The organism is Gilvimarinus chinensis DSM 19667 (genome assembly GCF_000377745.1).
Lineage (GTDB): Bacteria > Pseudomonadota > Gammaproteobacteria > Pseudomonadales > Cellvibrionaceae > Gilvimarinus > Gilvimarinus chinensis.
On the sequence record NZ_KB898707.1, the window covers coordinates 268534 to 293917 of the forward strand.

A 25384-nucleotide genomic window follows, 5' to 3' on the forward strand; every position below is an offset into this window, starting at 1 on the left:
AGGTTTTTATGCAGGCGATAATTAGAGCGGCGTTGCAAAACCGGCTGCTGGTGGTAGTGATTGCACTGGCTTGTGTGATTGGCGGTTATGCCGCTTATCGTAGTTTACCGGTAGACGCTTACCCGGACATTTCCCCCTCATTGGTGCAGGTATTTGTTGAGACTGAAGGTCTCGCGCCGGAGGAAGTAGAAAAATATGTGACCTACCCTCTTGAAAGCTCCATGAATGGTTTACCGAAGCTAGACCACGTCAGGTCAGTATCCAATTTTGGTCTATCGGTGGTAAACATCTATTTCGAAGATGGAACCGACATTTATTTCGCCCGACAATTGGTTAGCGAACGATTGCAACAGGCCAGAGAGGCCATTCCGGATGGATTTGGTGAACCGGTTATGGGGCCGATCACCACCGGCCTGGGACAGATTCTGTTTTATGTTCTGGAGGACACCAGTGGCGAGTACAGCCGCACCGATATGCGAGAGATTCAGGACTGGATCGTCAAGTTCAACCTGCAGACGGTCAAAGGCGTCACCGAAGTACTGTCCATTGGCGGCAACGTCAAGCAGTTTCAGGTGCGCATTGATCCCAAGGCGCTGTTGCGCTATGACATCTCCTTGCCACAGGTCAAACGTCGGATCGAGGCGAACAATGCCAATGCGGGAGCCCAGTTTATCATCCAGAATGACGAGCAATACATCGTTCGCTCTGTCGGCCTCGCAGAAAACCTGGATGACTTGCGTAACATTGTGGTCAAAAGTGTTGATGGAGTGCCGGTCTACCTGCACCAACTCGGCGAGCTAACTATTGGCGGTGAAATTCGTCGAGGGTTGACCACTAAGGATGGTAAAGGCGAAGCCGTGGTAGGTATGGTGCTCAAGCTAATTGGTGCCAACACCTCTAACGTGATCAGTGCCGTGAAGGAAGAGCTGACAACCATCAATGCTAATTTGCCGGAAGGTATTCAAGTCAGTCCCTATTATGACCAGGCGCAATTGGTCGAGGCTGCCGTCTCTACTGTGACCAATGCGTTACTCCAGGGTATTGTCTTAGTCGCAATCATATTACTCGTCTTTATGGGTGGGTGGCGCCCCAGTCTGGTGGTAGCCCTATCCATTCCGTTTTCGGTGTGCTTGGCATTGATTGCCATGAAATGGTTTGGGATTTCCGCAAACCTGATGTCTCTGGGCGGCCTAGCTATTGCCATTGGCATGATGGTAGACGGCGCTGTAGTCGTGGTAGAGAACATCGACCGACTTTTGCGTGAATCGTCCTCGGATGAGTCACGCATGCACATTGTGGCGAGGGCCAGCCAGGCGGTAGCAAGACCAATACTCTTTGCCATAAGTATCATCATAGTGGTGTTCTTGCCGTTGTTCAGCTTGCAGGGTGTTGAAGGTGCCACTTTCCGGCCACTGGCATACACGGTATCTCTAGCCATGATGGGCTCGTTGATCTTTGCATTGGTAGTGGCACCGGTGATTGCTTCGCTAATCATGCGCCGCCCAAAATCAACTCAGACTTCGGATGAGCCCGGTGGCCTTATTGGCTTGATCGCCCGGGGTTACCGACCACTCGTTCAGGGCGTTATTCGCAACCGCTGGATTGGTGTGACCATTGCAGTGGTGGTTCTGACAATCGGGGGCGTTATCGGTCCACGCCTCGGCTCGGAGTTTGTACCGCGATTCAACGAAGGAGACCTATTGATCCGAGCTACTATGGCGCCCTCTATCTCGCTTGATAAAGCCAAGCAATCGATGACGCTGTTTGAACGTCAACTATTGGAGCGCTTTCCCGAAGTAACTCAGGTAGTAACCCGCATCGGTCGCGGTGAAGTCGGGGCACATGCTGACCCAGTCAATAGTGCGGAAATCTTTGTCGGACTTAAACCCAAGGAGCAATGGAAGACGGCGAAGACACTGGACGGCCTATACTCTGCAATGAGTGCCGAGTTCGAAGATTTTCCTGGCACCAAGTTCAACTTTACACAGCCGATTGCAGCCGCTGTTGATGAACTGCTAACAGGCACGAAAGCCGAGCTGGCCGCTAAGCTATTTGGCGATGATCTGGAGGTTCTGGATCGTAAAGCCACGGAGATTGCCGAGGTCATGCGCCGAGTCTCTGGTGGAGAAGATGTCCAGAAAGACCAAGTGGGTGGTACGCCTCAAGTCCAAGTTCAGTTGGACCGGAAGGCTATAGCCCGCTATAACTTGAATGTGTCGGACGTGCAGGAAACCATCAGGGTTGGTGTAGGTGGCGAGAGCGCCGGTCAGGTATTCGAAGGTATTCGTCGCTTCGATATCTATGTGCGGCTGGCAGAGTCGTCAAGAGATAAAACCGAGGTTATTCGGGACCTAAAGGTTCGCAATGAACTGGGGCAGCAGATTCCTCTCAGTGAACTCGCCAGCGTGGAAGAAGTGGTTGGTCCACGACAGGTTACCCGGGAAAATAATCAGAGATTTATCACCATTCAGGCCAACGTCCGCGACCGTGATATCGGCTCCTATGTGGCCGAGGCGGACCAGACGATTACCGAGCAGGTGGAGCTTCCACCGGGCTACTTCCTGAAATGGGGCGGCCAATTTGAACTTCAGCAGCAGGCCAACAAACGCCTGATGGTGGTAGTTCCGATTACCTTGGCGCTGGTGTTTCTGATGCTATACGCAAACTTCGGTTCTTTGCGTAATGCTCTGCTGATCATGCTCAACATTCCCCTAGCTCTGGTCGGGGGTATTGTGTCACTGTGGTTGGCGGGGTTGAGTTTGTCAGTGCCGGCCTCTGTAGGCTTTATCGCCCTATTCGGCATAGCGCTTGAAAACGGTCTGGTACTGGTCAGTTACTTAAACGAGTTGGTGCGTGATGGCGTGCCCATGGCAAAGGCCTGTGTCCAGGGCGCAATGGCGCGCTTGCGCCCGGTCGTTATGACGGCCGTCACTACCGGCCTGGGGCTCGCGCCATTGCTGTTTGCCACAGGGACGGGCAGCGAAGTTCAGCGTCCCTTAGCGGCTGTGGTTATCGGCGGGCTGTTTACCGCCACCATTCTCACGTTGGTGATTCTGCCAGCTCTCTACCCTTGGTTCGCCGATCGCTCCAACGGCGACAACTCAACGTCTTGAGGTGACACCATGCAAGAGATAAAAGCTTACATCAAAACGCGTAAACTGGAATCGGTCACTCTGGCGCTGCATCGCCTGGATGGCATTACCGGGATGAGCGTCTCCGAAGTCCGGGGTTTCGGTCGCAGCAAGGCGCAAAGCAGCGCCACGCACCCGATTGCGGGTGCGTCGGAGTTCTCCGAGCACGTGAAGGTGGAGATCGTGTGTCAGGCCCACCTTGCCGATGCCGTAGTGGAGCTGCTGAAAACCGAAGCCCATACTGGACTTAGAGGGGACGGCCGTATCTTTGTGAGCGATATCAGGCGCGCAATTCGCATTCAAGATGGTATCGAAGACACCAACGTCGTCTAAACGTTGAGTAGCAGGGGTGCTAATTAGCACCCCTGCTGCTCTTCACAAATTGTTTACTCTGAGAGGGGTCATCCCGTGGGACATGAACATAACCATAGTGCCAGTGATATGGGCGACAAACGTTTGGTCGCGGCCATTGGTGTTAATGCATTACTCACGCTCGCACAAGTTGTTGGCGGAATACTTTCAGGTAGTTTGTCGCTCATCGCTGATGCGCTCCATAATCTGAGCGATGCCGCGTCGTTGGCGATCGCGCTCATAGCACGAAAAATTGGTCGAAAACCACCCGATGCGTTCAAAACCTTCGGCTATCAACGCAGTGAAACCATAGCTGCCTTGATCAATCTGGTCACTCTGGTAATCGTGGGTTTGTATCTTGTCTACGAGGCGATAGGACGACTATTTGTTCCGCAGCCCGTCGAAGGCTGGACTATAGTTGTGGTGGCAGGTATCGCTCTAATTGTAGATCTTGCCACGGCCATACTCACCTACACGATGTCAAAAAGCAGCATGAACATAAAGGCCGCGTTCTTGCACAATGTGTCGGATGCGATGGCGTCCGTCGGTGTTGTTATAGCGGGGACCTTGATACTCCTGTACGGCTGGTACTGGACGGACACTGTGCTGACGTTGATGATCGCTGGGTACGTGCTGTGGCAAGGTTTCAGTATGCTACCGAAAACCATTCACTTACTGATGGAAGGCACACCAAACGGAGTCTCCATTGATGAGGTGATCAGCGCCATGGAACAATTGGACGATGTTGTGGGTGTCCATCATGTACATGTCTGGGAACTGGCTGAACACACAATCGCACTGGAAGCACATGTTGTCGTAAAGAAGGCTAATCTGCCCGATCTTGAACGGGTGAAGACCAATTTAAAGCGCGTGCTTCATGACCAATTTGACGTCAGCCACTCAACACTTGAAATTGAGCAGGAAGGCAGTGGCTGTGTCGACACGCAGACCAACAGAAAGCACGGCAGTGCGCAAGCATGCCCTGCGGATGCTTCCACTAACCCGACCGCGCCAACACAAAGGTGAACAATACGAGTCCACAGACACTTGCCAGAATCGATCCACTAGTATTTCTTTCTCGAAAACAAGCCAGAGTGGATGATATCTGGGGTGGCGGTCGGCAGGGGTTTGACCAACATGATCGTCAGCACTTCAGCGTCTGCCTGGAGCGCACGATCGAGGAGCTGAACGGAATTTCCTGTCTCCCCCTGGAGGATGCGCCGCCGGCTAAACGCGAAATCTACTGTACGCGATCCTTTGGCGAGAAGGCGAGTTCGATAGAGCCCATCCTGCAGGTGACATCACTCTATGCTAGGCGTGCCTGCGAAAAGCTCCGAAAGCAAAAACACCTGATGCGTGAGATCTTGGTGTTCCTGCAAACCTCGCCCTTTGCGGAAAAGCGCTACTCCAAGTCTGTGACGGTGAAATTGCCTTACCCGACCGACAACACACGCCTGATAACACGTGCCGCCAAGCAAGCAATTCAATCTCTTTACAAAGAGGGGTATCAAACCCTTAAATCAGGTGTTGGGCTGGTCGACCTCATCGATCCGGCATATGGTCAGGGAGACTTATTTCAGGTAACGCAGCCACTCCGATCGACCAAAATCATGGCGACACTGGATGCCGTGAATAAGCGGTTTGGAAGCGGAACCGCTTTCTCGGCCGCCGAGGGCTTAAAGAAAAAATGGGCGATGAGGCAGTCTTACGCATCGCCACGATACATGACCTCTTGGTCTCAAATTCCAAGAGCGATATGTTAATAATTTTTATTTCTTACGACAGAGGATGATGCTTATGACTAAAGGTAACGATTTCTTTTTTGGCGAATACTCCACCTTAGACGGTATTCCATCTTTCAGTCTTATAACGTTATGTAAGCTAGCTGGACGTGTGCCATCACGTTTTTTCACTGATTGTCTTAATAGGTTTTTACTGGAAAACAACAATGCTCTTTTAGCCCAAGACGGAAGCACCGAATCTTCTATTTCTGAGCTCGTAGGAAAATTGGATAGCGACGGTATTGGCAGCGTTCACATATACGAAAGACTTGATGGTAATCAATGTGTCAAAGGTGAGCTGGGTTGTGATTTAATCTTGGCTAATGGAGTGTTGAGCATCCACGGGTTTTGGACTACTAACTCAGAACAGCACGCAAGCATTGCCGTTAATAACTTATTAGTTCCTTTGTACCTCAAAGGATTATCCAATCGTATTCACCTACGCCAAGATGAAAATATGTTAGTACCTCTGACCACGGGTACGTCAAAGATCCATCGAAATGAAATTCTCAATATTTTCCGGTTACTAGAGTATGGCGATGGAGTCTATCGAGGGTCCGAGAAAAATCGACAAAAGTTGGATGAACACGCAAGGCAATTGGATATTTGTCGTCTAATTTCTGAAAAGAACCTTTCCTGGGTAGAATCTCAAAATTTATACCGCAAAGAAGTCGGTATGTATTTATAGATACTTAAAGCCTACTGTTAATTGAATGGCCGTCCTAATGGACGGCCAGTGGTTTTGGCTAAGCTGCAACCGGGGCCGGAAGACGCCGAACCTTCCGCCAGCTGCGTTTTACGCTGGTGAGAACTGACCGAGTAGCCTCCATAAAGCCCACTGGGCTCATGATGACATGATCCAAGGCCTCGATGCCGGCGACATTCAATGCCTCTACCAGCTCGTACTGATCCTGGAGCGGATCACCCACCTGGCTGTTTTCCAAATCAAGCATGGTGACGATCACCACTTTCTCGATACCCAGCTGAATTGCCTTGCGCAAAATATCGCGCTGAGCCGTAGCAGTTTCCATCTGCATCTCATCAGGATAAGCATCAAAAAAGCATGGCTGCAGGTTGTCATCCAGGTATAGACAGAACAGCATACGCTCTCTTGTCTTTATCGAGTGAGCCTTAACATACGCAATGGCTTTTTTGGGTGAGTCGATCACGCGACGCTTATCAATTTTCTTGTAACGATCGTAAGACATATAAGTACTCCTAAATGTAAAAGATAGAGCCCTCGATGAGGGCTCAGGATTTGAATAAAACGATGATGAAATCAGTCAATGGCTTGCCAGATGCTGCCGGCTTCTTTGTGATCGGACATGTAGTCATATAACCGAGCATAATGATCCGCCAGATCTGCATCCTGGAACTTCTCAGCAATGAAACAGTACGCATACAGAGTCACGGCCACGCCAAAAGCATCAGCACTGAGTGATCCCCGGAAGCCATTACCGAAGGGTATGGTTACCTCGAATTCACCATCGCAATGAGGGGCCATGTAAAAGCCCCCGTTGGATAAGCGATAGAACTGCCAGTACCCGGAGACTCCCTGGTAGGTCTTCGAAATAGTGCGAGCCACATCAAACACCATCAGCTCGAACTCCAGATAACACGATGGAAAGAACGACGGTAAGGTGTCGACTCGTTCCTCAGTGGGCACGGCCTCGGCCGTTACCGGTTGTACTTCAGCTGCGTTGGATTGCATAAAGCCTCCTAAGATAGGGAGACTTCCCCCCTCTGGGGGAATGTCCCCCAGTTGGGTTGTAGGCGTAACGCCCAAGATATGCCTCGGTTTCCCGTGCGGTTTTTCAGGCAAACGAACCGCTATCAAGGTGCAACTAAAGGCAGTTGCCACCGTGATTCACATCCTAAATACACCTGGTGATGCACTTAGGGTGTGCCCCTCATCGAGGGGCGTAAAAGTTAGACGGCAGTGCGCAAAGTTGCGTCCTGCGTTCCAACCGAATTGGCTGCCGTATTTTTGCGGCCGCGAAGCTTCAGATCCCAAAAACCTAAATGGTGGGCTGGTGTATGCATTACCTGGTACACCTTCCCGCTAAGCGTGTTGCCGACAACCACCTCCGCTGGAATATGCAATAGCGACAGCTGGATGAAACACATCCTGGCCGCCACTGGGTCAATATCCCAACAAGAGGCCCAAAGCTGGGTTTGCGGGTTGAATCCGGCCTCCATGAATGCCTCACTAAAGGCGATGGCCATACCTCCAGCGCCAGCGGCCGGCTCAGAGACGGTAATGAAATCTTGTCCTTCAGGAAGAGCGATATCATCACCGGCCGTTACCTTGGCCATCATCCGGCTAACCTCGTAGGGCGTGAAAAACTGCCCGATGTGATCAGAGCCCAGTTCAAGCGACATGTAGGTTGCCCCCAGGTAGTCACCGACTTGCTTTTCCAGCCCCATGACCACCTCAGCAAAGAGATGTGAGATAGCCTCAAGGTCAGATTTTTGGTACTTGCCCGCCACCTGCAGATACTCATCCTCAATGGCCTGATCGAAACGAACCGCATTTTGTAGCGTGCATGCGGATAGGATCACAAAGTCGCGGAAGACTTCGTATCGGTGCTGGTGTGGTGCAATGGTCTTGAACAAACGAACGAAGTTCGAGGTATTAAACGACATGATTCCTCCAGGAAATGACCCCTGAGGGAATCCACCTCTGCAGGGGGATTCCCTGCAGAGGAAGTGGTGAGTTTATGCTGCAACGCGCTTTGAGTTGGCAGATTGCAGAATGAGTTGGAAGGCTTTGTTTGCAGCCGCAGAGGCCTTAAACAAAAAGGTCTTATCTTCTTTGAGCTTGCCGAGCCAATGCTTCAGGTAGCAGGCGTGTTGAGTATGCTGTCCCTGAATGTTGAACTGTGCGCACAAGAACGCTGCGCCCAGCTCTGCGATTAGCTCTTCATACGCATAGCTCTCATCCTCCATGGAAAAGTTGAACGTTGTCTTATCGAAGCGATCCAGCCGAGAACGATGACCTGTTGAGTGAATGCACTCATGTGCAAAGGTCGCTGCATGATCACCAGCAGAGTGAAACCCCGTCGGCAATCGAATGAGGTCTTTGCTCGGTGAGTAGGCTGCGACATTTCCTTGCTGACTCACGTCGATCGATTCATTCGAACAATACCGCTGAAGTTGCTCGATACACAGTGTCGCCTCTTCGACAACTTCTGAGTAACCGTCCGCCTTACCTGGAAGTAAATGATCAAGCCCGTCTACCTGTTCAAGGTTGAATACCGAAAAGGTACGACGACAAGGGATTATTTTTGATTCCTCGTCGCCATCTTCGGACTCAATCTCGATGGGTTTAAAGAAAATACATCGAACCGATTTTTCTCCTTTTTTAACCTGGCCGCCTAAGGCTTGCGCCTGTTTGTAGGTGACCCAGCCATTACTGGAAAAACCTCGATCCAGTGCTTCATACCAAAGAATCAGAATGTTAATGCCGTTATAGTTCGCCTTGGTAGAGACGTTATAGGGCATCATGCCATCTTGTGAAATATCCCATGGTCGACGCCAGGGTGGAAGTTCACCACCTTCAATCAGCTCAATGATTTTGTTGGTGACTACGTCTTGAATGTCAGTTTGGTTGCTCATGGTAACCTCCGAAATTTGGAGGGACCTCCCCTGAGGGAATGTCCCTCAAGGGTGAGCTAAGTGCGAGAATTGATGACCTAAGAGTTAACGACTATTTGAACTGTGGCCATTAAACTGTTTTTTGAAATTACTTTGACGTTGGCAGGCAGCTTAGAAATATTCATGGCTTTAGGCACACGCCAATCATTAAGCTTTCGCATTGCCATCTTGAATTGCAAGTCATTCGCGAAATTGTTGCCTTTCAGCACATGGTGACTGTGCCAGTCAGGGCGAGAAAAATCCCCATTTTGAAGAACTTTCGTTTTGAATTGCAGAATCATGGTGTATCTCCGTTTGTTCGGAACACACCATCCTCAGGATGACATATCCCGAGCGGGTGATTGAAAATCTATTTGAAAGGAAGATGCCCCGTCTAAGGGTGCGGTATTTCAGGCATCACAACCGCATTTCAAGGTGCAACTAAGGGTAGTTGCCACCAGGAACTAACGCGCGAGGAATATTATATTTTTCGCGCAGATCCTTAAAATCTGGTGAATTCAAATACTGTAGCTGTAGCCGGCGCTCGGTTGGCGTGAGCTCTGCCGGCGGTGCCTTGCACAGCCCTAAAAAAGTCCAGTGGATGGGCGTTTCTCTCGACTTTCCCCGCAGAGCCAGGTCTAAGTTAACACTGGCCAGAAACGCTTCACTGTGAGGCACAGAATCAAAGTCCATTACTGCAATCCATGTTTGGTTCTAAGCTCAGCCCACACGGCTGAATTTTTATACTCAACCTGGGTTTGACGCTCCAGGGGTGTTAAGTCGGCCGGGTCCGCTTGGTACAGCTCCACAAACGTCCACGTCCTTACTTGCTCAGGTTTAAGGCTGCCTCGATCAATCATCCCTTGGATGACGTTTCCGAGATGATCGTTTGGAATACTCAAACTGTCCTGATCAATGCTCATTGGTGACCTCCATTCTATCGGTAGGGTCAGTATAGAATCGCCTGAAGTACTCTACAAGCCTGAGGCTACAGCCTCATATTGAGTTGCTACCTGATTCTGCTAGACTTAAATTTCACGCATGAAACCGGGCCAAAATGATGCTTACTGTCGCAACCACCGAAGTAAAACCAGATGGCACTGTATATCTCGACAAACGAGAGCAGAAGGCTTTAAAAGACTTGGCCGGCCTCGATCGTAAGCGGTTCTTGAGCCACGACCAATATCAACAGAGCGTGGAGATCAGCAAACAACAATTCTCCGGTGATTCGGCCGCCGAAGCGCTGCTACGGCATCTCATCGACATCAACCTTAAAAAGGGCGGCGGTGCGAACGAATAGCTCCACACCGCACTCTGACTACGCCCTGGTTTCCAATACTCTAGCCGCAGAAAATCCAATCTTATCCCCGGCATAGTACTGCTCATCCGACGATGGGGGCATAATGCCCGCCTGAAAGACCACTCTCCAGCACCGGTAGGTCCGGTACCACATGTTGCGAGTGTGGGTTTCACGATCTTTTGGCCTGGAAGCCACTGTCATCGCGTGGCGGTGACGGGACGCCAGGCTGATACGTTCCTTAGACATAAACACTCCTAACGGGATGTGGAGGTCAGAGAAGCCCTAAGGCTTCGTCTGAACCTCTACGGTCTTGATGGCTGTCACATAGACCTCAGAGAGCTCATCGCGCATCTCTGGATTGGCGTTGAGCCAGTCCAGGATTTGCTGTGCATACTCTGGATCTTGTGCCAGTTCTTTGACTTTCTTCTTGCAGTCAATGAGGTATCGAAGATCCAACAAATTAACCATTGGCCACCTCCTGAAATTGATCAGTGAGATTGGCCAAACAGTAAACTGATGGGTCAGACTCAAGCCCCGATAAGAGCTCGTCATACTCCAGTAGTGAAAGCTCACCAAAGGTCGACGTGCCACCTGTGCGGGTGTCAGAAACCTTTATGTGATACTCACCGTCAATGTGAGATTCGGCGACTCGAAAGAAGCCAATGTTGAAACGTGGGGAAGTTGCCATGGGAATGCTCCTGGTTAAGACAGGGAACACCCCATGGGGAGTATTCCCCAGTGGGCGGACAGTTTGAAAAAAGGATCGTATTGCTGCTATCACAGGCAGTGCCTGCTCAGATCCACGAACAGCTAAAAGGGTCGGCGTTTAGGCTCGCCGGCAGCACAATCAGACCACGTAAAAACCCTGACTCAAGGTCCTTAAGTGGTCCGCCTGATGACGGACCCTTTGGATATCAGCGCACAATATTGTGCTATGGCCCGCGCCTGTACGTGTCGCGGTACGTTGACCTGGCAAACTGGCATGGCCTCTGTGATAAAAACACCAGGTGTTGCCCGGTATGCTCATCACAAAGGCCTTGCCAGAAGCGATTTTAGGCCGAGGCCACGGGTGTGACCTCGGTTGACATTGGAAGGGACGATTCTCACATCGTCGAGTTTAACCAGTCAGTCAGGACGGTTGGAGGGTACCTGCTGACTGTCAACCGGAAAGGCCTGGCTGTGGGGCAGAACAGAGCCTTGTTCAGTATTTCACCGGTACGACTGAATCAAACCGCATAAGCGGCTAAGGTCCACTAAATCCGTAGTGGGACGGGAGAACTGGATTACTGAAACCGTGGTGATCACACGTCTTGAGTAATACAGCGACTCTTGCCCGAAGGCGCAGCATGTTACCAAAATCAGCTCACCAGCGGAACCTGGTGGAATAAGGGGCATGCCGGCACCGCCGGCTATGCCGCCTCCTTGGGAGCGTGGATCGCGCTACCTGATTCAATATCGAATAGCGTAGCGATGACCTCGGATGACCGGACCGTCATATCGAACTCACTGAATACCTGGATACCCCTGACTGAACGCACGACAAACCGCGCTAAGCCGCCAGAGGCGTACTGGGTAATGCATTCCCCAACGGCTCGTTGGTAGTTGGGGTAAACGGTGGACTGAGAGTTACCAATGGATGCTGTTGCTGTGCTCATACTGTGCTCCTATGCTTCGTTACGCCCAACGGGCTCCCTAAAAGGCTCAGAAAGCCTTCTAGGGAACCCGCTAAGCGGAATTCCACATGAGCGCTAAATCGCCCAGAGGGGCAAATCAGCGCGTCAGAGCACTGTAGAAGATCCAGGCAACCCGGACTGACAGCGATGCTGCCAGCCAGGTGCCTTTGGCCACTTGGATGGGAATGGACTTTCAAGCCGCGGGACGAACCCACGCTTGTTGATCACGATCCCAGCGGTAGCCCTGGCTCTTCAGTTCAGCTTTACGAGCAGCAAAATCAGGCTGATTTTTATCCAGCCTTACTACATCGCCCTGTGCAGGAGCAGCTTGGTTCTCCGGAGCTTGACGGCTCTGAGGAGCGACCCAAGCGCCCTGATCGCGGTTCCAAGAGTAGCCTGCTGCTTTCAATTCAGCTTTACGCTGCTTGAAATCAGGTGCCTCTGGATCCAGCGTCACAGAATCCGGTAAGTTGGCATTTGCCGCGGCCGGATTGGCTTGCTGCTGTTGTGGCTGATAAGAACCGCCAGCGGTTGCTTGAGCACCAGCATCATTGAATTGCTCCAGGTTCACTTGTTGGCCGTCCACCTTCAAATATTTGATGGACAGTAGACGAGCACTGGTGAACACCCGAACCTCCTGGCCTTGGCCGGGAGAACTGGCTGTGAATCGAAGATCGCCGGCTTTAAGGACGGCATTGACCTTCTTGTCACGGTCAGCGATTTCGGATTGGAACTTCTCAATGATCTTTTTAGCGGTTTTGCCAGTGACCTTCAGGTCGACAAATACCGGCTGAGCGTCTTCAGCCTTTCCTTGTAGGAAGGTGGCGCGGACCTGCAGGAACGCCTCAAATGACTGCCCCTGCTTGGGGGTAACCATCCGTGCATCGTACAGGTTGGCAAAGCCTTCCAGGTGAAGATTGAAGTAACGTTGATCGTTTGATGGGTTGTAAGACATGATATCTCTCCTGATTTTAGGAACAAAAAAGGGGAGACACCTGTCCCCAACGGGAAGATGCTCCCCATTGGGTTGGTACAACTGATTAGGCCCGAAGGCTAGATATGAACGCCGGGATGAACCCTGAGCTTGCTGCCGCGTCACGAAAGCTCTAACAAAGGTACCACTGGTAGCAGTAGCCACTATGCAATTTTGATTCTAGCAAAGTTTAGACGCTTGTAAACCCCACCTTCAAATCGAATAGTGGCCAATTTGAAGCCCGGCTCGTCGCGCCCCCCCCCCCTCGGCGAAGGAGCAGGTTTCACAAACATCTCAACACTTTACTGTTTGTGTAGACAGCCATAGTGGCTCTGTCGATAAATTCAAGGGTTGGGTCCTATGAGTAACAAACTCATTAGTCTTTGTTATCCCATGGTCTTCACTCTAACCCATTGAAATATAAGTACATTTTATAGCCTAGTGAGTGCATAGAAGACCTCGTTGAGGTCTAGTTAACCCCAATGGCTTCCTTTTCACAATGACAAAAGCTCGAAAAGGATGCGCTAACCTATTGAGCTTGATATGATTTTTTGAAAATAAACGGGAAAAAGAGGTGAATTTCTGTGTTGTGTAATCGAAATTCCGTCTAATACACTGTTAAAGCACCAAATCAGAATGGAGTAATAAATGGGGAAAGGCAAAATTGGACGAAACGACCCCTGTTGGTGTGGATCAGGAAAAAAATACAAGAAATGTCACAGGGATAGAGAGAGCGAAAAGCCCGTAGAGCCATGGGAAGCAGCCAGATCAATGCGGGATAAATTTTCTAGCAGGGTATGCTCGGCGCCAAAAAACCTTCATAAAGAGTGTGCCAAAAAGATCGTTAAAGCCCATACGGTACCCAAAAGCTCTAGCCTAAAAGCTATAGCTGTAGATGGCCATGTTCTAGGGGGCAAGTTAGGCTTTGAAAGCCTTCAGAAACATAATGGAAAGATTCGGCCTGAAAAAATAGGTATCAACAATGCTTCTACATTTACTGGCTTCTGCCAAAAACACGATGATCAACTGTTTTCTTGCTTAGAAAAAGAGGCATTCACAAAAACAGAGGAACAGTGCTTTAAGTTGGCTTTTCGCTCTTTTGCTAGAGAGTATTACACGAAATCGGCCTTAGTAAATATGTATGAAGTATATGCAGGCATGGATAAAGGAAAGCCTGCATATAGACAGGCCGAAATACAGGAACAAGCATTTTTTACAAATGTCGGAGCAGAAGCGGGACTAAGAGATAACATCTATCATAAAGAGAGGTTTGATAAAGGTCTTGAGGATAATGACTATAGCGATATAAGGGCTGTTGTTATCGAGTATGCCAGTCCATTTCCTGTTCAGGTAAGCGGATCAGTAAATCCAGATTTCAGCTTTGATAACATTAAACTTCAAGATTTATCAGATCTTGAGGTAATTCCTGACTTACTATCATTTACATCATTTTATGATGGAAATAAGAGTTACATTGTTCTCTCATGGTTGCAGCATTGCCATATTACCTGCACAGCCTTGGTAAAGTCGCTTATGTCTAAATCAAAAGAAGATATATCAACTTACTTAGTGCAATACATATTCAGTAACTTTGAAAATTATTTCCTTTCACCAAAGTGGTGGGATGAGATTTGCAGTGATGACAAAGAAAGTATTGTTGAAATATCCCATGATAATGTCAGTATGTTCGTAGAGCCTAATGGAAATAGTATATCTAGAAAAATATTAAATGCTGTGTTGCCGGAGCCAGAAAATATTGAATATATTAATTGGTAAAGATGGGCAAAGCTTTAACAAGGCCAGTCAGAGGGACTTCCGCACTGCGTGCTCCAGCCCCTGCTGGCAGCGTTAGCAAATAGAAATACATCGAACAGGAATAGTCTTTTTGAAGCAGGTTGATATTGAAAACCAATTACGAGAAGTTGTCAGCAGACTGATAACTGAAGTTGATCTCGCAACAAAGCAGGGAAGGCTTGATGTTAACCTGATTTCTGAAGACGCCTGGATACCTATCCTGAAGGAGGTTTACCAGTGCCCGAATCTTGTAAATCTGAATAGAAAACACAAGAACTTTCCCGGCATTGATTTGGGAGATGAGCAGGACAGGGTTTCCTTCCAAGTAACCTCGTCCACAGACATTGAGAAGGTCAAATCGACCTTGGAGCAGTTTAAAAAACGCAATTACAAGAATGCCTTTGACGAGCTCTATATATTCACGCTGCGTTCTAAGCAGAAAAGCTACTCTCAGGATGCGATTGATAACGTCATTTGTGATGAAATACGCTTTGATGCAAAGGAGCACATCATTGATGCTGGCGATATTTTGGCTCAAATAACCGGGTTACGATTGCCAGCACAAGAGAGAATGTTGCAGGAGTTTCGCGCAATACTAGGAGATGTGGAAGCATCGGTCAAAGAGTTAAACGCGCCCAAGAATGCTCCGTATATCTTAGTTTCAAATCTCATTGAGGTTACACCTCCAAAGGAATTGTATGTGGCCGAATTGTGCATCAACGAAGAGAGCACAATTGCAGCGGCCAAGCGCGATTTAAACTACAACGGGAGACGCCCTAACAAGCATCTATTGGTGAAACTGGCTTTACAGCTCGCTGGGTTAGATTGTCATGGCTGGGCGATATTTGAGAATCGCATTTTCACGTTCTATGACATGGAGCGTGAGTCGGCTTTCAGATCCATAGTAGACATTGGAAGTATCGAAGAGCTCACGACGGAAGATATATCACAACATGAACTCGTTGAGTATCAGAATCTATTCAAGTATCTGATGAAGGATACACTCCGGGATCAGCTTCATGCGTTCAATGTCAATTGGAGCAAGCAACAAAATCAATTTTACTTTTTGCCTGATGAAAAAGATTCTGATCAGAGAAGGGAAAAATGGGTTGGTAAAAAGCTCTCACGAAGAAGGGTTTTTGAGAAGAAATGCCAGACGAAAGACCCTGCAAAAGTAGCGTTCTTCAAGCACTTGGCGTTTGACATATCATTTATTGATGTTGACTCACAGTGGTATGCCACTGTTACCCCTAGCTGGTACTACACATGGAATCTGTACAAACGCAATCGGTTCCATGATGATCTTCTCTCAAAACAAAAGCGTCTTGAACATAACAATTCCGTCAGGGATCAAGTTAGATTCATCGGGTATTTCCTTGCTAATAGTCGTAACGATTACGATATGATCACATTTGGCGAGTTGGTCGAATTCCAATGTTTATCCAACATATCACTCGAAGAAAACGACGAGCTGGAAGAAGTGTTGGAAGAGGAGGAAGCCAATGCAAATTAAGATCCTTGAAGAGCCGAAGCTAGAGTTTTCCAATGGAACTCACATCTGCCCAAAGGCAGGTATTGAAACACTTGGCGTATATGACAAAAACGATGAATTCCGGCAAAGCGAGTTGAGACTGGGAATCGTTGGACGCGGGGAAGGTGTCGATCTGTTAGATCTCTGGATAGCAAAATGCCAAGAAGGAATAGAGGGGAAGGAGTCAAAATATTCCAATCTGTTCAGAGGGTTTGGGGGATTCACACAGCATCACGGTTTCTATGCAAAATTCCTGTATGGACCGACTCTAACCAGAACAATCCAGAAGTCAGAGTTAAACAAAACGCTAAAAATTCAATCCAGGGAAGAGCGAGTCAAGGTATGTGTTGACCTTTACTTCGATCAAATCCGGTTTCTTGCCGAGCATCGGCCTGTGGATGTCATTATTTGCGTTATCCCAAATGATATGTTCGATGCGCTGACCAAGGAGAAGGGAAAGGATGAAGATCCAGAAAACAATGCAGGCGACTCGAACGATGACAAATCCAAGAACTCATTAGAGCATAACTTCCGCCGACTACTGAAAGCGAAGACTATGCATTTGGGTAAGCCGCTACAGCTTGTTTTAGAGAAGTCATTGTCCATTGATACCGGTAATAAGGGACAACAGGATGATGCGACGAGAGCGTGGAATTTTTGTACAGCTCTTTACTACAAGGGGAACAAGACAATCCCGTGGCGATTGGTGGAGGAAACACATAAGCCTAAGACTTGCTATGTCGGAATTGGATTTTATAAAAGTCGTGACAATGAGACCGTATCAACCAGTTTGGCGCAGGTCTTTGATGAGTTTGGACATGGCGTAATTCTCAGGGGGTCTCCTGTTCAATTGGATAAAAGAGACCGCCGACCGTACATGAATGAAGAGCAAGCGTTCAAGTTGTTAATTAACGCTTTAAATGAGTATGACCACGCTTTGATGCAAATGCCTGCACGGATTGTGATTCACAAGTCCAGCAACTTCCGGGAAGAAGAAATACGGGGTTTTACGAGGTCAATAGAAAGCAAGGGTATACGAATGAAAGACTTCGTAACCATTATGGAGTCCAAAGTCCGTCTCTACAGCTACGAACAGTATCCCCCTGTGAGGGGAACATTGCTATCACTGTCGGAAAGCAAGGCCATTCTCTATACAAAAGGTGCGGTCAATTTTTACAAGACCTATCCGGGGATGTATGTTCCGTCTCCACTGGAAATTAGAGCTTTTGAACACGACTCTTCGTTGGAGGATTTATGTGAAGAAGTACTCGGGCTGACCAAGATGAACTGGAACAACACGCAATTTGACGGACGGTATCCGATCACACTGGAATGCTCGCGGAAAGTTGGGGAGATCATGAAGTATGTTGAGGCGAATGAGAAACCTCAGGTCAGCTATAGCTTTTATATGTAGTATTTTTCTTACACCTGGCCTCGCTAACAAAGCATTGCAGCGGACAAGCCGCTGAATGCGGCGTTAGCCAATATAGAGGGAAAGTATGTCTCACAGCATGATGCAAAAGGTGAACAGTTTTGCTCTCAGAGCTTTTCGAGACACCGCTGACAGAGACTACATCCATGCGCGTATGGCTTACCGCGCCGACCTGTTCCCACAGTTTCACTGGTCGGCGCTCCATGCTCTTGAAAAATACGCAAAATGCATAGCGATTCATGTCCGTGTTCCGAAGCCCAGGAACCCTATAAAGCATGAGATGGAAAGAAGCTTAGACCTTATCTCTAAAAAACTAGATATTGCCCTGACAGAGCAAACTAAGAAATTCATAAAAAGGCTTGAAGAGTTTGGAGCAAGATTTCGATACCTAGAGGTATCTTGGTTTATTAAAGATTGCGAGCTCGCGATGTTGGATCGAGCAGTGTGGGAATTACGCCGTTTCTGTAATGCTGGACTTTATGAATATTCCGGAAATCAATTTGTTTGCATATCTCAAGATAAATACGAACAAATAAAGGCCATCGATAAGCCGAACAAAAAAATACTCTCATCCCTGGTGGGTTTCTTGAGAAAACATTGGATAAAAAAGGTTCAAGAGCTAGGCCTGATCTGGTCTGGTGCAATCTTTACTACTCAACATCAAACCGGAAAAGAGTCTATATGAAAAGCTCCGTCATGGCTGAGAATTCGCCATTTTTTCTATACCCTGAAATAATTGATGAAGTGTCGAAATACACCATTGTCCCACGAGAAATACGCAATGCCTACAAGAAAGGCTAACAATGCCAGTCGCAGCGACGGTTTTTACATTGCGGCTACGCCTCCATTTCAAAACCGCGAGTGCTGGCGGCGGTAGGCTAATAAACTAAGGAGAAAAAGTATGAGCGTCCACTGTGTTTCATATGATCTAAATAAGCCGGGGCAAGATTACACTGCACTGTACGAAGAATTAAAAAAGTCCCCGGGTTATTGGCATTATTTAGACTCAACATGGTTAATATCAACAAGCGAGACGGCGACTGAGCTATTCCAGAGAATAAAGCCGCATATTGACAATAACGATACTGTCCTCGTTATTAAAGTTACAAATGAGTACAGTGGTTGGTTGCCTGAAAAAGCATGGGGCTGGCTTAAGGAACATTTGTAAGACTAGCCTAACAAGTACAGGCACGGCGACGGCATTTCCGTCGCGGCTTGGCCTTCATTACTTGGAATAGCACAGCCCAATATGCGTTGGGCTGTGGCCATATAACAAGGGGGCGTCACTGAAGGTCTATGGATGACCAGCACAACTCAGAGAGCTCGCTGCTTGGGGTGTTCCATTTTGTGTACGTTTGGTTATGGTAAACAGTAACCAGGTTCCCATCGCGTCGATACTCACAAAGGTAGTGACCGTTAAGCTCAACCACCGACATGCTTGGTTCATCGATAGCGAACTGTGAGGCGGAGCCGACAAATGCAATTTTTGAAATTTCTTCGTTTTCCATTGTGTCAGTGAAAAACTTGGATAATGACGCGGTGCCGACTGGCATATAGTCCGAAACGCGAGTTTCGAAGGTAAGCGTACAATCATTTTGAACCAGTGGGAGCTCGTCGTATAAATAGATGATACCGTCATGAATTATATCATTATGATAGGGATCTCTATGGCAGCCATCGGCTGAATACAATATTGATCCTGATGGCTTTTCAAGCTGGATGTTCATTGACTCAATAGACTCCCTAAGAACGACATGAGGGATCGTGGTGAAAACAGGATTTTCCCTGCCATTCTCATCTACGATCTGAAGAAAAACTGGTTCGTTATTTGAAGTTTCAATCGTCAGAATTGGATTATCGCTGTCAGGCAGAGATACAACGTCAATCGTACAATCACCTGTCGCCGTAAACTTATATGATCCCTCAGAAACGGTGCCATCGCAGCCCGTAACCTTTGTTGTGAAACCATAGCCTGACTCGATATCGAAAATCACTTGATCGCCGCTGTTTACTGTAGCGGTCGATGGCTCTATACGAGCGCCAGCCGTTGCTGAAGTAGTAATGATGACCTGCTCAGCGCTGGTGGGCGTGGATTCTGCCGTGATCTTGCAATTCTCAGTCGCCGACTCAATGACATAGGTGTCTTCATTAAGCAAGCCGTTACAGCCAGTAATATTCAAATCATAGCCTGGTTCGCGACTTACAAATAAATACGCACTCTCACCACTAGGAACAGATAGGTCCATAGGGGAAATTGTTGTTCCATAGCCTTCCAGGTCGACAGATATGAGATGCGGTGTCTCACTAGCGAGAGAATATGTAGCAGTAACCGTGCAATCGCCGGGTACGTTATGAACGGTTTCATATTGGCTTACTAAAGGAGCGCCGGGATTCATCGAGCGAACACCACCGCAACCTTCAATATCGGTTAGCTCAAAACGTTCATCCACTAAACCGTTAAGGGTGAATTCCATAGGAAATCCACGATAGGCAGGTATCGTTTGCTCCATGATAGAGTCACCAACAATCTCAATTATGGTCATGTCTCTATCACTTTCACTAATACTAATTGGGCGATCCTCAATATTGCCTCTCTGGTCGCCAGTAGATCCACCAGTATCCCCTCCAGAGGAGCCAGAGCCGGATCCACATCCAGCCAGGGTGATTGCAGAAATTGCTAGAAGAGCTTTTGAAATTTTCATCGAATACATCCTTTCTTGTATGACTTTCCTATAGTTTGGGGGTTGCAAAATATCTGTCAATCTGATATACAGTCTCATACGATTTATCGAATAATTTCTTTTAAATCGAGTCCTCCCCGCGCAGAAGCGTACACAATCTAAGTCGAATACCCAACCACATGGACAATAAAACCATCTTCACATGGGTGATCGTGTGAGGTGTTTGAAGTCAGTCGAATTCGACCATTGGTAACATTGGCAAGTGTCATCCCAAACGCACTATCTGAATGGCCACTATCACCAGCGTGTTTTACAGAGAGCAGTAAACTGCCCGCTGCATGAATGGTAAATGTCGAGCCGTGTGAACCGGCGAGTTCACAGCGTGCTGACACTAATGCAACCCGAGCGTCCCTAAGGTAATCACCGCCATAGTTACTATTTAGGCTTCCAGATTGATACCCTCGGCGCTGAACAAGTATTGTAGGGTTAATCGCGACCAACCTGCTTTCCTCTTTCTCTACCCAGGCGCCCATATAGCAAACCAGTAGCGATTTACGGCCAGCCTCATTAATTGCGATATTTCCTGAGTTCGCATTACAAAAACTTCCTTCACGAGCCACTTGCAAAAGGTTAAGTGCTCCGGTTTCTGTGTGATCCGCTACCACATTGTTGGCATCTACTCTGTTCGCCTCCATGTTGTGGATTATGGATAGGTCAGAAGGATCAAGCACCTTGGTAATGTCATCCCTGTCTGTGAGCATCGTCATTTCAATATTGCGCAAATTCACGGCATCCTGGTCACCACCAGCAAAGGTTCCAGTTAGCTCCCGTGAGCCGTCACGGTGGTAGTACTTATCATCAAGTGCTGCATAGGAAACTTCGTGCCCTGGAATCGGAATCACAGTGGCCACATTGGCTACACCAATTCGACGCGCGTAGGGAAGTCTTGCTAATAATCTGTTCGCATAGACGCTTTGCGCCGCACTGAACTGAACTTCAAAATCATCTCCAACATGGTTGAAGGTATAGCTGCCACCCAGTGGAGCCGCCGCCATGCTGGAGCTTAGATATCCACCAGATACTAAAGCGCCAACATTGTTTGGCCAGGCTTGAGTGTCCAGACGATGACGCCTGGCGGCGGTCAGCACGTCATGCACCTGACTAGCCGCATTATTCACAATGCGCTCAGCCCATTCTTCTTCGACTTTCGGAATCGCGAACAACGCAATCAAACCAAGGACTGCCAACGCAGCGGTCAGCTCAATCATGGTAAAGCCTTTAGACCTGAAAACCTTAATCATTGGCACACTCCTGGTTCGTACATGTGTTTAAGCTGCATGTTGTAGACATTTTCTTGGGCGGTTAGAACCGTCGGCGCAGACTCCCAAATCACTTCGCTGCCGCTATATCGCGTTCCACCCACAGTAGCGTAAAGTCTGGATGCGGACACTCCGGAAACACGGGCTTTAACCATCAACGTTTGGTCAATTTCAACGGTAAGATCAGACCCGAATGGATTATCAGCGAAAGATGATTGATCAAGCAGACCAAGACCGACCAAATGACTGATCGACGGTGTCGGACTGAACGATGCACTACTGCAATGCATGTCGTAGTACCCGTTGAGAGCGCTCATGACAAGCACGGCATTTCTTTCAAGTAGTCTATAGTTGGCATCGCGATAATAGCTTTCAGCCGCCCTGATCCCTCCAATAGCCACAAGAGATAGAACCGCGAGAACGGTCACTATCTCAAGTAAGGTAAAACCTTGCTGACGTGGATTCACGATTATCCTCTGAACGTCGTCGTCAGTGTTCCACCGGAACACGCTGCAGTCGTTGAGGATGGTGCGATCGCGTTTTCGACACGCGAACAGAAATTAGCCTCTAATCCTGTTGCTGTGATAGTGACTGTCGACCCACTGGCACTGACGGTGTAGTCACCGCCCTGAGGGTTGGCGCCGGTACAACTGGTAAACGGCATGCTGGCGTACTTCTGAGAAACGATGGTGTTACAGCTAACACCGGAGTAGCTGCTGCGGATTCCGCGCATCTTTTTGGCACCGGCAACAAGCATGGATATATCGCTGATGAGCGATTCTTCTTGCTTGCTTTCGTACATGCTGTTCACTTTGGGAACCGCGTAGAGAAGGACTAGCGCTAGTACGGCCAAGCCGACAATTATTTCTACTGCAGTTATGCCCGCCTGGCGTTTGGGTAAGAATGGTTTGTTCATGGTTAGACTCCAATTTGCATATGGTCTTTAGGGTTAAACCCTACGAGTACGGATACGATCATGATGACGTTATAAAAAGCCCATCCCCCAATGAGAAGAGCTACAAGATAAGCAGCGTAGGTGGAACGTTTCGATATGGATTTTCCGACTACATCTGCGGCCTTGTTCATTGCAGCGATCAGCTGGTCGTCATCGGCACTGGCGTAAAGATGCAGCGTCGCAATTTGCGAGTCATCCAACAAACCAGTATCCATTGCGTCCACTTCGCTTATGGCACCTTCACCCAAATTAAATTGAGATAGAGTGGCGTGATACCTTTGATAGTTATTTCCAGAATCTTTCAGGATGTTAAAAATTCGCGAGGCAGGCATACCGAACTCTTTGAGGAGCGCGAAGGTAGAAATAAACTTGCTCGCAATCGAAAGCCGGTACCCAGAAAAAATTGCTATTTGATCGATTCTGCGTCTGAAGCTGGAGATACTGTTCGCCATATACCAGCGGTATCCAATGATTAGCCCGATTCCGATCAGTGCCACCAACCACAACCAATGAACATAAAACTTGATGAGAGAGGTCATGCTGTCGAGTGTTGGATCCGATTTACCGTGAATCATCAACTTAAGACTTTCAATCACAGGCCCAACGGGGTAAATCATAATAGCGATCGTCGCAATCAAGATAATCGCGGGATAGATGGCAAGCTTGATGATTTTAGCTCGTCCCTGTGATGACACTTCCAGTGACTCAGCAATGCGCTCTAAGGCGCGTACAAACACATCTGAACCCGCTTCTTCAGTCGCCTTAAGTGCAGACAATGAAACCGGGTCAATCCACCCCTCCATAGCCGATGCAATACCACCACCTTCTTCGAGCGACGCGAGAATCAATGTGGCGACCTCCTTCTGAACGGTCGAGCCGTGTTTGAGTATGTGCTCACAGATTTCAATCGGTTGCTTCCCCACTGACATGGGACCAGCAAATGCGCGAAGAAAATCAGCCTGTTTCGCACGGCTAAACCGAAAAGACCGCTTTAAACCTTGTAATGAATCGTTGAACGAGTCGCTTAATGAGTTCAGGTTTCCGAACTCAGTAAAGTAATTATCCATGTTCAACGACCTCCAACGGCTTGTTGGTAATCGCTGCCTGACGTGACTCAATTTCAGCGATTCTTCGTGACTCAATATCTCGATCAAACTGCGCGTAATCAAAGCTGTCCGCATTGATCCCGTAAGGTGATTCCAGTGACTTCTCAACGATGATGGGACACAGTCGCCCCGAGAGGATCTTATCGGCGGCATTGTCTTCCATAGACTTCCAGCCGGTTGACTTCAGGTAATCCAACCAGCCATTCAGATCGCCATTGCGGATGTATCCGCGGCCTAGTTTGTCCAGGAAAATGATTTCGGCAATCGGGACGCGACCGCTAATCCCATGGCCATCACAATGCTGGCAATTATTCTCACCAACCGCTTTGGTTCGGATACGTTTCAGAGCTCCTGGATTGTTCTCGGCTGCCACTTTCTTAAAGTGATCCCAGACACGGCGATGATTATCCGTAGCCCTGGGGTTATCCACGACATTCTCCAAGCATTGACTGCACGCAGGACAGAGCTCGGGTACCAGACGCTGGGCGATGATGGCCCGAATTAACCCTGGGGAGGCAAGCCGACTCGGCTGGGCGCCAAGGTCCACCATTCGCTCAATGGCCACTACGGCGCTGTTGGCGTGGAGTGTAGATAACACCAAGTGGCCGGTATTCGCCTGCTGAAACGCGCTGGACTGTACTTCATGATCACGGATCTCACCGTAGACAATGACATCCGGGTCTTGACGCATCGTCGATTTTGAATAGCTTGCCCAGGAGGTCTCAGGGCGCTTTTCATTGACCTGTGTTTGGCAAACACCGGGGATTCGGTTCTCTACCGGATCCTCGTAGGTGATGATCTTCCGGGTACCGTCCTTAGCAAGGATGGTCACCCCGGCCGACAGCGCTGTTGACTTGCCCGAACCGGTAGGGCCAACGTAAAGCACAATGCCGTGAGGGAAGGCAAAGGCTTTCTCCTGCAGCGCCACCTGGCCCGAGCTGTAGCCTAGCTCCACGAATGTTGGGTTCTTACCTTCGCCATCGGCCGACAGTAACCGTAGAACTATGCTGATACCCTTGGGATCATCCATGGGCTGGTGGGCGTAACGGATCTTCACTTTACGCAGGCGGCCACCCACGCTGATCTCTACCGTGACACTGGCGTCCACCGGAATGTTGACGTCAAAGGGCTTTGGTGACGTACCCCCGGTGCGGTAGGACTCGAAGTTCACAATCAGAGCCCCTAATTTGCGGCCCTGTTCTGCGGTTAGGCGAAAGCTGGTACCCGTCTGCTCTACCAGCTTTCCCAGCACCCTGAACTTGACGATCGAGCGTCCCAGGATCTCATCGGTCTCAATGTGCACATCGGAAGATCCGGCCTGGTAGGCCGACTGAACCAGAATATCCAGGAGTCGCTGGATAGCGGAACGCTCAACGTTGTTTAACTCACTTTGAGTAGGTTCTTCGGCGGCGCCTTGAGGTACGGCATTATTCGATCGCAACATCGAGACGATTTGTTGCTCCGCGGGACGAATAGTGACGTCCAGACCGTGGGAGGTCTTTAAAAAATCCTTGGCTCTCCTGGCCGTCTGTAAGCCTTTGTGGGTTATGTCTGCTGTCAATAGCTCATCGGTATCCAGGAGCACACAAGATTGCATGTCAGCCAAATAGGAACGTAAGCGTTCGTCCTGGACCGGTGTGCCGGCGATGTCTCGCATGTCCAGAACTGGGCTGGTGCCACACATATCCGCAATGCTCTGCATATCTGATGTCATAAGGCGC

Annotated in this window: 28 protein-coding genes and 1 pseudogene; 11 read left to right on the top strand and 18 right to left on the bottom strand. The window is 48.8% G+C overall.

Translation table 11 applies throughout. The features are described from left to right. The first annotated feature begins 8 nt into the window (after nucleotides 1–8). The 5 genes from D568_RS0107035 to D568_RS0107055 all read left to right on the top strand — a co-directional run bounded on the left by D568_RS0107035 (nucleotide 9) and on the right by D568_RS0107055 (nucleotide 5951). Nucleotides 9–3113: an efflux RND transporter permease subunit gene (locus tag D568_RS0107035; RefSeq protein WP_020208883.1), complete on the top strand. Its 3105-nt coding sequence runs from the start codon at nucleotides 9–11 to the stop codon at nucleotides 3111–3113. 9 nt (nucleotides 3114–3122) lie between these two features. Next, the gene (locus D568_RS0107040) at nucleotides 3123–3464 is read left to right on the top strand and encodes a P-II family nitrogen regulator (RefSeq protein ID WP_020208884.1); all 342 of its coding nucleotides are present in this window, start codon (nucleotides 3123–3125) and stop codon (nucleotides 3462–3464) included. 75 nt (nucleotides 3465–3539) lie between these two features. Further along, the gene (locus D568_RS0107045) at nucleotides 3540–4508 is read left to right on the top strand and encodes a cation diffusion facilitator family transporter (protein ID WP_020208885.1); all 969 of its coding nucleotides are present in this window, start codon (nucleotides 3540–3542) and stop codon (nucleotides 4506–4508) included. A 68-nt stretch (nucleotides 4509–4576) separates the two neighbouring features. Next, the gene (locus D568_RS19585) at nucleotides 4577–5245 is read left to right on the top strand and encodes a DUF4113 domain-containing protein (protein ID WP_169334791.1); all 669 of its coding nucleotides are present in this window, start codon (nucleotides 4577–4579) and stop codon (nucleotides 5243–5245) included. A 34-nt stretch (nucleotides 5246–5279) separates the two neighbouring features. Next, the gene (locus tag D568_RS0107055; protein WP_020208887.1) at nucleotides 5280–5951 is read left to right on the top strand and encodes a hypothetical protein; all 672 of its coding nucleotides are present in this window, start codon (nucleotides 5280–5282) and stop codon (nucleotides 5949–5951) included. Nucleotides 5952–6009: 58 nt separating this feature from the next. On the opposite strand, the gene D568_RS0107060 is transcribed toward D568_RS0107055, so the two are convergent. The 6 genes from D568_RS0107060 to D568_RS0107090 form a co-directional block, all read right to left on the bottom strand. Continuing rightward, nucleotides 6010–6471 (bottom strand): JAB domain-containing protein, encoded by a 462-nt coding sequence (locus tag D568_RS0107060; protein WP_020208888.1) that lies wholly within the window; start codon nucleotides 6469–6471, stop codon nucleotides 6010–6012. A 71-nt stretch (nucleotides 6472–6542) separates the two neighbouring features. Next, nucleotides 6543–6974 (bottom strand): antirestriction protein, encoded by a 432-nt coding sequence (locus D568_RS0107065; RefSeq protein WP_020208889.1) that lies wholly within the window; start codon nucleotides 6972–6974, stop codon nucleotides 6543–6545. Nucleotides 6975–7192: 218 nt separating this feature from the next. Further along, a complete protein-coding gene (locus D568_RS0107070) occupies nucleotides 7193–7909 on the bottom strand; it encodes an N-6 DNA methylase (protein WP_020208890.1) in 717 nt (238 codons plus the stop codon). Between the two features lie 72 nt (nucleotides 7910–7981). Then, complete coding sequence (locus D568_RS0107075; protein ID WP_020208891.1) at nucleotides 7982–8881, bottom strand: ArdC family protein; 900 nt, start codon at nucleotides 8879–8881, stop codon at nucleotides 7982–7984. Between the two features lie 77 nt (nucleotides 8882–8958). After that, complete coding sequence (locus tag D568_RS0107080; RefSeq protein WP_020208892.1) at nucleotides 8959–9201, bottom strand: hypothetical protein; 243 nt, start codon at nucleotides 9199–9201, stop codon at nucleotides 8959–8961. A gap of 390 nt (nucleotides 9202–9591) precedes the next feature. Further along, the gene (locus D568_RS0107090) at nucleotides 9592–9822 is read right to left on the bottom strand and encodes a hypothetical protein (protein ID WP_020208894.1); all 231 of its coding nucleotides are present in this window, start codon (nucleotides 9820–9822) and stop codon (nucleotides 9592–9594) included. Between the two features lie 134 nt (nucleotides 9823–9956). Between D568_RS0107090 and D568_RS0107095 the strand changes: the two genes are divergently transcribed. Continuing rightward, nucleotides 9957–10199 carry a hypothetical protein gene (locus tag D568_RS0107095; RefSeq protein WP_020208895.1) on the top strand — a complete coding sequence of 81 codons (243 nt, stop codon included), beginning with the start codon at nucleotides 9957–9959 and terminating at the stop codon, nucleotides 10197–10199. Between the two features lie 18 nt (nucleotides 10200–10217). On the opposite strand, the gene D568_RS21655 is transcribed toward D568_RS0107095, so the two are convergent. The 5 genes from D568_RS21655 to D568_RS0107120 form a co-directional block, all read right to left on the bottom strand. Beyond that, nucleotides 10218–10445, bottom strand: a complete 228-nt coding sequence (locus tag D568_RS21655) for a hypothetical protein (RefSeq protein ID WP_020208896.1) — start codon at nucleotides 10443–10445, stop codon at nucleotides 10218–10220. 36 nt (nucleotides 10446–10481) lie between these two features. Then, on the bottom strand, nucleotides 10482–10667 hold the full coding sequence (locus D568_RS0107105; RefSeq protein ID WP_020208897.1) for a hypothetical protein: 186 nt from the start codon (nucleotides 10665–10667) through the stop codon (nucleotides 10482–10484). Beyond that, complete coding sequence (locus tag D568_RS0107110) at nucleotides 10660–10887, bottom strand: hypothetical protein (protein ID WP_020208898.1); 228 nt, start codon at nucleotides 10885–10887, stop codon at nucleotides 10660–10662. Before D568_RS0107110 ends, D568_RS0107105 begins: the two co-directional genes overlap by 8 nt. A gap of 721 nt (nucleotides 10888–11608) precedes the next feature. Then, nucleotides 11609–11854, bottom strand: a complete 246-nt coding sequence (locus tag D568_RS0107115; RefSeq protein ID WP_020208899.1) for a hypothetical protein — start codon at nucleotides 11852–11854, stop codon at nucleotides 11609–11611. A 211-nt stretch (nucleotides 11855–12065) separates the two neighbouring features. Continuing rightward, complete coding sequence (locus D568_RS0107120; RefSeq protein WP_020208900.1) at nucleotides 12066–12827, bottom strand: DUF3577 domain-containing protein; 762 nt, start codon at nucleotides 12825–12827, stop codon at nucleotides 12066–12068. A 666-nt stretch (nucleotides 12828–13493) separates the two neighbouring features. On the opposite strand from D568_RS0107120, the gene D568_RS0107125 reads away from it, so the two are divergent. From D568_RS0107125 to D568_RS0107150, 5 genes are all read left to right on the top strand, one after another. Next, nucleotides 13494–14621 (top strand): YecA family protein, encoded by a 1128-nt coding sequence (locus tag D568_RS0107125; protein ID WP_020208901.1) that lies wholly within the window; start codon nucleotides 13494–13496, stop codon nucleotides 14619–14621. Nucleotides 14622–14730: 109 nt separating this feature from the next. Beyond that, a complete protein-coding gene (locus D568_RS0107130) occupies nucleotides 14731–16152 on the top strand; it encodes an SMEK domain-containing protein (protein ID WP_020208902.1) in 1422 nt (473 codons plus the stop codon). Then, nucleotides 16142–17584 carry an argonaute/piwi family protein gene (locus D568_RS0107135; protein ID WP_020208903.1) on the top strand — a complete coding sequence of 481 codons (1443 nt, stop codon included), beginning with the start codon at nucleotides 16142–16144 and terminating at the stop codon, nucleotides 17582–17584. The genes D568_RS0107130 and D568_RS0107135 overlap by 11 nt, the downstream gene beginning before the upstream one ends. 85 nt (nucleotides 17585–17669) lie before the next feature. After that, nucleotides 17670–18287 carry a hypothetical protein gene (locus D568_RS21055; protein WP_020208904.1) on the top strand — a complete coding sequence of 206 codons (618 nt, stop codon included), beginning with the start codon at nucleotides 17670–17672 and terminating at the stop codon, nucleotides 18285–18287. Between the two features lie 216 nt (nucleotides 18288–18503). Then, entirely contained in the window at nucleotides 18504–18770 is a 267-nt protein-coding gene (locus tag D568_RS0107150) for a hypothetical protein (protein WP_020208906.1), read from the top strand. Nucleotides 18771–18885: 115 nt separating this feature from the next. On the opposite strand, the gene D568_RS0107155 is transcribed toward D568_RS0107150, so the two are convergent. The 7 genes and pseudogenes from D568_RS0107155 to D568_RS21060 form a co-directional block, all read right to left on the bottom strand. After that, on the bottom strand, nucleotides 18886–20304 hold the full coding sequence (locus D568_RS0107155) for a hypothetical protein (protein WP_020208907.1): 1419 nt from the start codon (nucleotides 20302–20304) through the stop codon (nucleotides 18886–18888). 137 nt (nucleotides 20305–20441) lie between these two features. Next, nucleotides 20442–21584 carry a competence type IV pilus major pilin ComGC gene (locus D568_RS0107160; RefSeq protein WP_020208908.1) on the bottom strand — a complete coding sequence of 381 codons (1143 nt, stop codon included), beginning with the start codon at nucleotides 21582–21584 and terminating at the stop codon, nucleotides 20442–20444. Next, a complete protein-coding gene (locus D568_RS0107165) occupies nucleotides 21581–21919 on the bottom strand; it encodes a hypothetical protein (protein WP_245551613.1) in 339 nt (112 codons plus the stop codon). The genes D568_RS0107160 and D568_RS0107165 overlap by 4 nt, the downstream gene beginning before the upstream one ends. A gap of 78 nt (nucleotides 21920–21997) precedes the next feature. After that, a pseudogene (locus tag D568_RS22245) lies at nucleotides 21998–22111 on the bottom strand (type II secretion system protein); the annotation flags it as partial. Further along, entirely contained in the window at nucleotides 22072–22518 is a 447-nt protein-coding gene (locus D568_RS0107170) for a hypothetical protein (protein WP_020208910.1), read from the bottom strand. The gene D568_RS0107170 and the pseudogene D568_RS22245, both read right to left, overlap by 40 nt. A 2-nt stretch (nucleotides 22519–22520) precedes the next feature. Next, nucleotides 22521–23624 (bottom strand): type II secretion system F family protein, encoded by a 1104-nt coding sequence (locus D568_RS0107175; protein ID WP_020208911.1) that lies wholly within the window; start codon nucleotides 23622–23624, stop codon nucleotides 22521–22523. Beyond that, entirely contained in the window at nucleotides 23617–25377 is a 1761-nt protein-coding gene (locus D568_RS21060; protein ID WP_051084024.1) for a GspE/PulE family protein, read from the bottom strand. The genes D568_RS0107175 and D568_RS21060 overlap by 8 nt, the downstream gene beginning before the upstream one ends. Nucleotides 25378–25384 lie beyond the last annotated feature (7 nt).